This is a genomic window from Mucilaginibacter sp. P2_A5 (assembly GCF_056404995.1).
The window spans coordinates 1-7,808 of record NZ_JBFUCY010000063.1 but is presented as its reverse complement, the minus strand read 5'-3'; the positions used below and the strand labels follow the sequence as shown (position 1 = coordinate 7,808).

The 7,808-nt window shown below is 46.5% G+C and carries 2 protein-coding genes; both read left to right on the top strand.

Going from position 1 to position 7,808, the window contains the following annotated elements:
* Positions 1-1,155: cadherin-like beta sandwich domain-containing protein (locus AC1DXF_RS29185; protein WP_477452211.1), on the top strand; the 1,155-nt coding region annotated here is incomplete at its 5' end.
* Positions 1,156-1,707: 552 nt separating this feature from the next.
* Positions 1,708-7,808 (top strand): cadherin-like beta sandwich domain-containing protein (locus AC1DXF_RS29180; RefSeq protein WP_477452210.1); only part of this gene is annotated, 6,101 nt, incomplete at its 3' end.

Sequence of the window (7,808 nt, the reverse complement as noted above, 5' to 3'; positions counted from 1 at the left end):
GTCAGCAGCATCAGAATTACACCTACCACACAGGATGCAAATGCCACGGTAACCGTAAATGGCGTACCGGTTAGCAGCGGTTCCGCATCGGGAGTAATAGCGCTTAACAGCGGCCCTACTTTAATAACCACAGTGGTAACCGCGCCGGATGGTATCACAACCAAAACCTATAATGTAACGGTAAACAGGACAGGATCAAACAATGGCACATTAAACGCATTGATCATGAACCCGGGGTCGACGCTGTTTCTTACCAGTGCAAATACCACTGCCGTAGATTACACTACCTCTGTTGAGCCAACCGTGACCAGTGTAACGTTTAACCCCTCGGTGCAGCAACCGGGTGCAACTATAACCGTAAATGGCGTTGCGGTAAGGAGCGGTACCACTTCTGGTCCTATAGCGCTTAACAGCGGCCCTACGATAATACCTACGGTGGTTACAGCGCCGGATGGCGTGACCACCAAAACCTATTATGTTACAGTAAACAAGGTTGGTTCAAATAATGCCCGGTTAAACGCGTTGATCCTAAATCCTCATTCAGCACTGGCTTTGGTAAGCTCAACACCAACTAATGTGGAGTACACAACAGTAGTACCCGATACAGTTGGCACAGTTACCCTAACCGCGATAACAACCGACCCCAATGCTACCTTCACCATAAACGGCACTAACGCTTCGCCGGCTACAATAACGCTGAACGTGGGCGACAACCTGGTAACAACCCTGGTTACCGCCCATGATGGCGTAACCACTAAAACCTATAACATAACCATAACCAGGCCCGCCGCCCTGGTTGGAGTTGTAAATAAACATAGCCTAAGCCTGCCTGCTGTTGTAGGGAGCCTTGCAGACAACATGCAAAATGACGGCATAACAGTTCACCAGGGTGTTTCGCCAAATGGCGATGGCATTGCCGATGTGTTTACCATTGATGGCATTACAGCTTATCCTGATAATAAATTAACCATTGTTGACCGGAGCGGCGCACCTGTATTTGAAGCCGCGGGATATGATAATACGAATAAGGTATTTAACGGGCGATCCAATAAAACGGGCGCAATGCAGCATGCGGGTACTTATTATTACTTGCTGGAATACCGCAATAAAGGCCAGTTGAAACGTAAAACCGGCTATTTAATCATTAAATATTAATATGAGGATAACGGGCTTTTTAAGCATTGCATTTTTTTTGACAGGATTTAGCAATCCCGCCGGAACCGTGGCATCAATTGGCCCAAAGGCTATTTCAGTTATTCGCTATTTTACAGTACATTTTTAATTTGAAATTACTGCTTGATTCAAAACATTTTAAGTATTTTCGATTGAAAATTAACTATTCCTAAATAAGGCATACCAAACAGTTAAATCACGATGATATTTTACGGCTGTTTTGGGGTTATATCTTTTTTTAGGAACAGGGCATATCTGACCTTAGTCACTTTATAAAAAAACTGAATCAAGCACCAGGAACCAAAAGTCAAAAAAAGCACAGGTAAATGTTCACCAATCCAGGCCATAGGCTACGCCTACCGGTGTAAATGGGCATGGTTTTATTTTTTATCCCCGACTCCCGGTTTATATACAGTGGCAGAGGTATTAATTGCTATTAAAATTTCCTGTTTTTAAACCAACATTATGAAAAAAAACCTACTCCTTTCAATTTCACCATTCCTTTATAGATTATTGAATTACAGGGAATTATATATGGTTTTTTTTATAACTCTGCTGCCGGTTAAATTATTTGCGCAGGTGCCTGTGATTAGTTACAGCGGGCCCCAGGTTTACCGGCCAGGTGTGGCAATTACCCCACTGAGTCCTACAAGCAGCCAGGTTGCCGCCCCGGCTTATAGCAGCAGCGCGACTACCGTTGGATCAGGATATGCTAACCCGGTAGGTGTAGCCGTAGATGCTGCGGGCAATGTGTATGTGGCCGATGCCGGCAACAATAATGTTAAACCCACAATATATAAAATACCGGCCGACGGCGGCCCACAGGTTGTGTTTTCCTCCAGTTTTAATCAGCTATTCGCCATAGCAATAGACGGTGCAAATAATTTTTACGTGTCGTCAAGTACTTTATGGAAAATACCCGGGGGGAGTGGCACCCCAATTAATTTAGGTGGTTTTAGTCAGCCGCAGGGTATAGCGGTAGACGCAGCGGGTAATGTATATGTGGCTGATACCGGAACTGGTTATATAAAGAAAATACCTTCGGGTGGGGGAAGTATTATAGTTTTGGGAATGGGGTTTAGTTCGCCAACCGGTATAGCTGTTGACAATAATGGCAATGTATTTGTTGCAGAAAACACAGGAAATATAATATGGGAAATACCAGCCGGAGGCGGTAGTCCGGTTTTTATTGGAAGCGGTAATCGTCCAACCGGACTGGTAGTGGATGCTTCAGGCAATTTGTATTTTGTTGATTCCGGCACCCAAAGGATAAAAGAGATATCCGCGGGTACTGGCGTTGTAACAACTATTCGAACTATGTCAAGCCCCACCGCAATAGCAACAGACGCCTCAGGAAATCTATATGCAACCGGATCAAGCGGTTTTACGCATATAGTTGAAAAAATAAAGCCTGTGGGGGGATACTATATAGCCCCTTTTTTGCCTGCCGGTTTAAACTTTAATGCCTCCACAGGCATTATCAGCGGTACGCCCGTTTCTACATCGCCTGCAACAAACTATATTGCCACGGCCTACAATAGCTCCGGCAGCAGTTCGGCAACGTTGAATTTAACAATTAGTTCAACACCAATAGTAACATTAAGTGCAGTAACCGGGAATATTTTTGCATTTGTCGGCACGGCGTCTGTCAGTCCACAAATTAAACAGTTTACAGTTTCGGGGGTTAATTTAACCGGAGACATTATTGCTACAGCGCCGGCAAATGTCGAAGTGTCCCTTGCTTCTGGCAGTGGTTACAGCAGCAGCATAACTATAACCCAATCAGGGGGTGTAACAGGAAACACCACAGTATATGTTCGATCGGCTGCATCTGCGCCCGTTGGTTCTATATCAGGAAATATAACACTTACGTCAACCGGGTTTACCCAGAATGTGGCGGTAACAGGTACAGTAAGTGCGGCGCTGCCCATTGTGGCCAGCACTGTTACCGGCAATATTTCTGCATGCCAGGGTACCGCTTCGGCAAGCCCGAACCTGCAACAGTTTACAGTTGCAGGCACCGGTTTAACAGGTAATATAATAGCAACTGCCCCAACAGGCTTCGAGTTATCACTTGCCTCGGGCAGCGGTTATGCCGGCACTGTAACGCTTACGCAGTCAGGTGGCGCAGTAAATAATACCGTGATATATGTGCGGTCGGCGGCTACTGCACCTGCCGGTACCATATCAGGCAACGTCGTGCTGAGTTCAACAGGGGCCACAAGCCAGAATGTGGCTATAACAGGCAGAATAAATGCATTGCCGGTGGCCGACCCAATCACCAATCAAACCGTCGTAAATGGCGATACTACCACAACCATTAACTTTACAGGTACCGGCAATACCTTTACCTGGGTAAATGATACTCCGGGCATTGGTTTGGCAGCAAGCGGCACCGGCAAAATCGCTTCATTTACTGCTGTTAATAAAACTGCCAGCCCGGTAACTGCAACAATTACTGTAAGCCCGGCATCTACGGGAATGGTATATGCTGCAAATCAAGATTACGATAATGTTTCGGTGGTCAATATTGCAACTAATAAAACTGTAGCTACAATACCTGTAGGTACAACACCCCAGGGCGTTACGTTAAGCCATGACGGTACCAGGGTGTACACGGCCAATTATTATTCAAATAACATCTCGGTTATTAATACCGCAACTAACACCGTGATGGCTACGATCAGGGTTGGCATAAATCCGAGAGCCATGGTATTAAGCCCGGATGACAGCCGGTTGTATGTAGCAAATGAACACTCCAACACTCTATCCGTGATCAATACCGCAACCAATACGATAGCAGCTACTATAACGGTTGGTGAAACTCCGTTTTTTTTAGCGGTTAGTCCTGATGGCAGCAGGGTTTATGTAGAGAATGGCTCATCAAAAAACATCTCGGTGGTCAATACAGCCACAAATACGGTAATAACTACAATCAATCTGGGAGTTTTCGTTAATACTACATCGTTAAGCCCTGATGGCGGTCGTTTGTACCTGGGAACCAGTGTTAATAGTGTTTTGGTTGTCAATACCTCAACCAACACTGTTGTGGCTACTATACCTTTATCAGATCCGGGCTATTTTGCGATAAGTCCTGATGGGAGTCGTTGCTACATTATAAATGGCTCAGGTGCTGTATCGGTCGTCAATGCGGCAACTAATACAGTAATAGCTACTATTACAGTAGGATCGCAGCCCCAAGGTCTGTGTATATCGCCTGATGGCAGTAAGGTTTATGTTGCTAATACAAATTCTAATAATGTTTCCGTGATCGATGCCACGTCAAATACGGTGGTTTCTACTATCCCGACAGGCAAATCACCTACGGATATATCGCCAAGCGCCGATGGTAACCAGGTGTTTGTATTAAACAATAATAATGTTGTCTCTGTGATCAATGTATTATCAAACACTGTAGTATCCAATCTCTCTGTAGGCAAATTCCCCGCATCCTTTGCCACAAGCGGAACCGGCTGTAGTGGCGCAGCGGCTACCTTTACTATTACTGTAAACCCATCTCCTCCTGCCATTCATGGCGGTACAGCAGCAGGCACTATTTCTGCTTGTTTAGGCAGTGCTTCATTAAACACGCAACGGTTTATGGTTACCGGCAATGGTTTAACAGGCAATATTACCGCTACAGCCCCAGCAGGTTTTGAGGTATCACTTGCCTACAGCAGCGGATTTGCCAGCGCTGTAACCATTACACAAGTAGCGGGCAAGGTAGATAGCACCCTAATTTATGTACGGTCGGCGGCAACAGCGCCGGTTGGCAGCATATCAGGTAACGTGACGCTAACTTCACCAGGCATAACCAGCCAAAATGTAGCGGTAACCGGAACAATAAATACATTGCCAACAGTAAACACCATACCCAACCAAACAATTACAAACGGCGGTAGTACCGCAGCTATTAACTTTACAGGCACAGGCAATACTTTTACCTGGGTTAATGATACGCCCGGCGCAGGCCTTGCAGCAAGCGGTATTGGGAATATAGCATCTTTTACGGGCGTAAATACAGGCAGTACCCCCGTTACAGCTACCATTACCGTTACACCGGTTTCGGCAGGCTTTGCATATATAGCAAATTTTAACTCCAATAATGTCTCGGTAATCAACACGGTTACTGATGCAGTGATTGCTACAATACCTGTGGGGAAGGGACCAACAGCGGTAGGCAGAACGCCAGATGGCAGCCGCGTATATGTGGCAAATCTACAGGATAATACAGTGTCGGTGATCAATACAGTCACTAATACCGTGGTAACTACGATTGCTGTAGCTGCAACCCCAAATGCCGTTTTAGTAAGCCCTGATGGTAGCTTGGTTTATGTTGTTAATTCATATCCAGGTAATAGTATTTCTGAGATCAGCACATCAACCAATACAGTGGTATCTACCATAACATTAAGTTCGGGTACAACCTCAATTCCTGAAGATATTGCTGTAAGTCCCGACGGCAGCCTGTTGTACATATCAAGCGGTAGTGAGTTGCGGGTGGTCAACACAGCAACCAATGCTGTTGTATCGTCTATCCCAGGAGCTACCGGAGGATTGGCGCTGAACCAGGATGGAAGCCTGCTATATGCAACACATACTGGCGTTGATGTGATCAATACCATAACCAATACCCATACTGCTACGATAGCGGTGGGATCAGCTCCGAGACAAATAGCGGTAAGCCCAGATGGGGATAGGATCTATGTAACAAACGGCAATTCAGGTACCGTTTCGGTTATAAACACTATAACCAATACCGTTATCGCGACAATTACAGTTGGTTCCGGTGCCAATGGGTTATCAATGAATTCAGATGGCAGCAAGGTTTATGTAGCAAATTATAATTCAAACACTGTCTCGGTTATTAATACTATAACAAATGCCGTTATAGCTACCATACCTGTAGGTCAGGGACCCATTTCAGATGGCAATTTTATTGCGGGTGGCTTGAGCTGCAGCGGCGCGCCGGTTACTTTTACCATCACCGTAAACCCATCCAATAATCCTTCGCTAAGTTCATTAACCATGAACCCGGGTTCTCCGCTGATCCTGGCAAGTTCAGCAGTTGGTACAGTAAATTATACCACCGGGGTCGACGCAACAACCAGTAGCGTAACGCTTACCCCAATAGCAACTTATCCAAGTGGCACTATTACAGTAAACGGTGTACCGGTAACCAGCGGTACAGCATCGGCTCCCATACCGCTTAATAGCGGCCCCACTTTAATAACTACCGTGGTAACTGCGCCGGACGGCATTGCAACAAAAACCTATACCGTAACGGTAAACAAAACGGGGTCAAACAGCGGTGCGTTAAGCACGTTGATCCTGAGCCCGGCTTCTCCGCTGCTGCTGACAAGCGCCACCGTAAGCAATGTGAATTATAAAACGTCTGTAGATCCCTCCATAAACACCGTTACCTTTACACCAACAGTAGTTGAAGCTGGTGCAACAATAACCGTAAACGGGGTGGCCGTAAGCAGCGGCTCCGCCTCGGGTCCGATAACGCTGAACACCGGCCCTACCACCATAACTGTCCTGGTAACTGCCCCCGATGGAAGTACTATCAAAACTTATGCTGTAACGGTAATCAGGGCATCAAATAATGCCACCCTAAGCACCTTGATCATGAATCCGCCCGGCGCAATGTTTCCGGCATTTGGCCCYGCAAGTGTSAATTACACAACCGCTGTAGATCCTGCCGTCARCAGCATCAGAATTACACCTACCACACAGGATGCAAATGCYACGGTAACCGTAAATGGCGTACCGGTTAGCAGCGGTTCCGCATCGGGAGTAATAGCGCTTAACAGCGGCCCTACTTTAATAACCACAGTGGTAACCGCGCCGGATGGTATCACAACCAAAACCTATAATGTAACGGTAAACAGGACAGGATCAAACAATGGCACATTAAGCTCATTGGTCATGAACCCGGGGTCGACGCTGTTTCTTACCAGTGCAAATACCACTGCCGTAGATTACACTACCTCTGTTGAGCCAACTGTGACCAGTGTAACGTTTACCCCCTCGGTGCAGCAACCGGGTGCAACCGTAACGGTAAATGGCGTTGCGGTAAGCAACGGTTCCGCTTCTGGTCCGATACCGCTTAACAGCGGCCCCACGATAATACCTACCGTGGTTACAGCGCCGGATGGCGTGACTACCAAAACCTATTATGTTACAGTAAACAAGGTGGGTTCAAATAATGCCCGGTTAATCTCATTGGTCCTAAATCCGCATTCAGCACTGGCTTTGGTAAGCTCAACACCAACTAATGTGGAGTATACAACAGTAGTACCTGATACAGTTGGCACAGTTACCCTAACCGCGATAACAACCGACCCCAATGCCACTTTCACCATAAATGGCACTAACGCTTCGCCGGCTACAATAACGCTGAACGTGGGCGACAACCTGGTAACAACCCTGGTTACTGCCCATGATGGCGTAACCACTAAAACCTATAACATAACCATAACCAGGCCCGCCGCCCTGGTTGGAGTTGTAAATAAACATAGCCTAAGCCTGCCTGCTGTTGTAGGGAGCCTTGCAGACAACATGCAAAATGACGGCATAACAGTTCACCAGGGTGTTTCGCCAAATGGCGATGGCATTGCCGATGTGTTTAC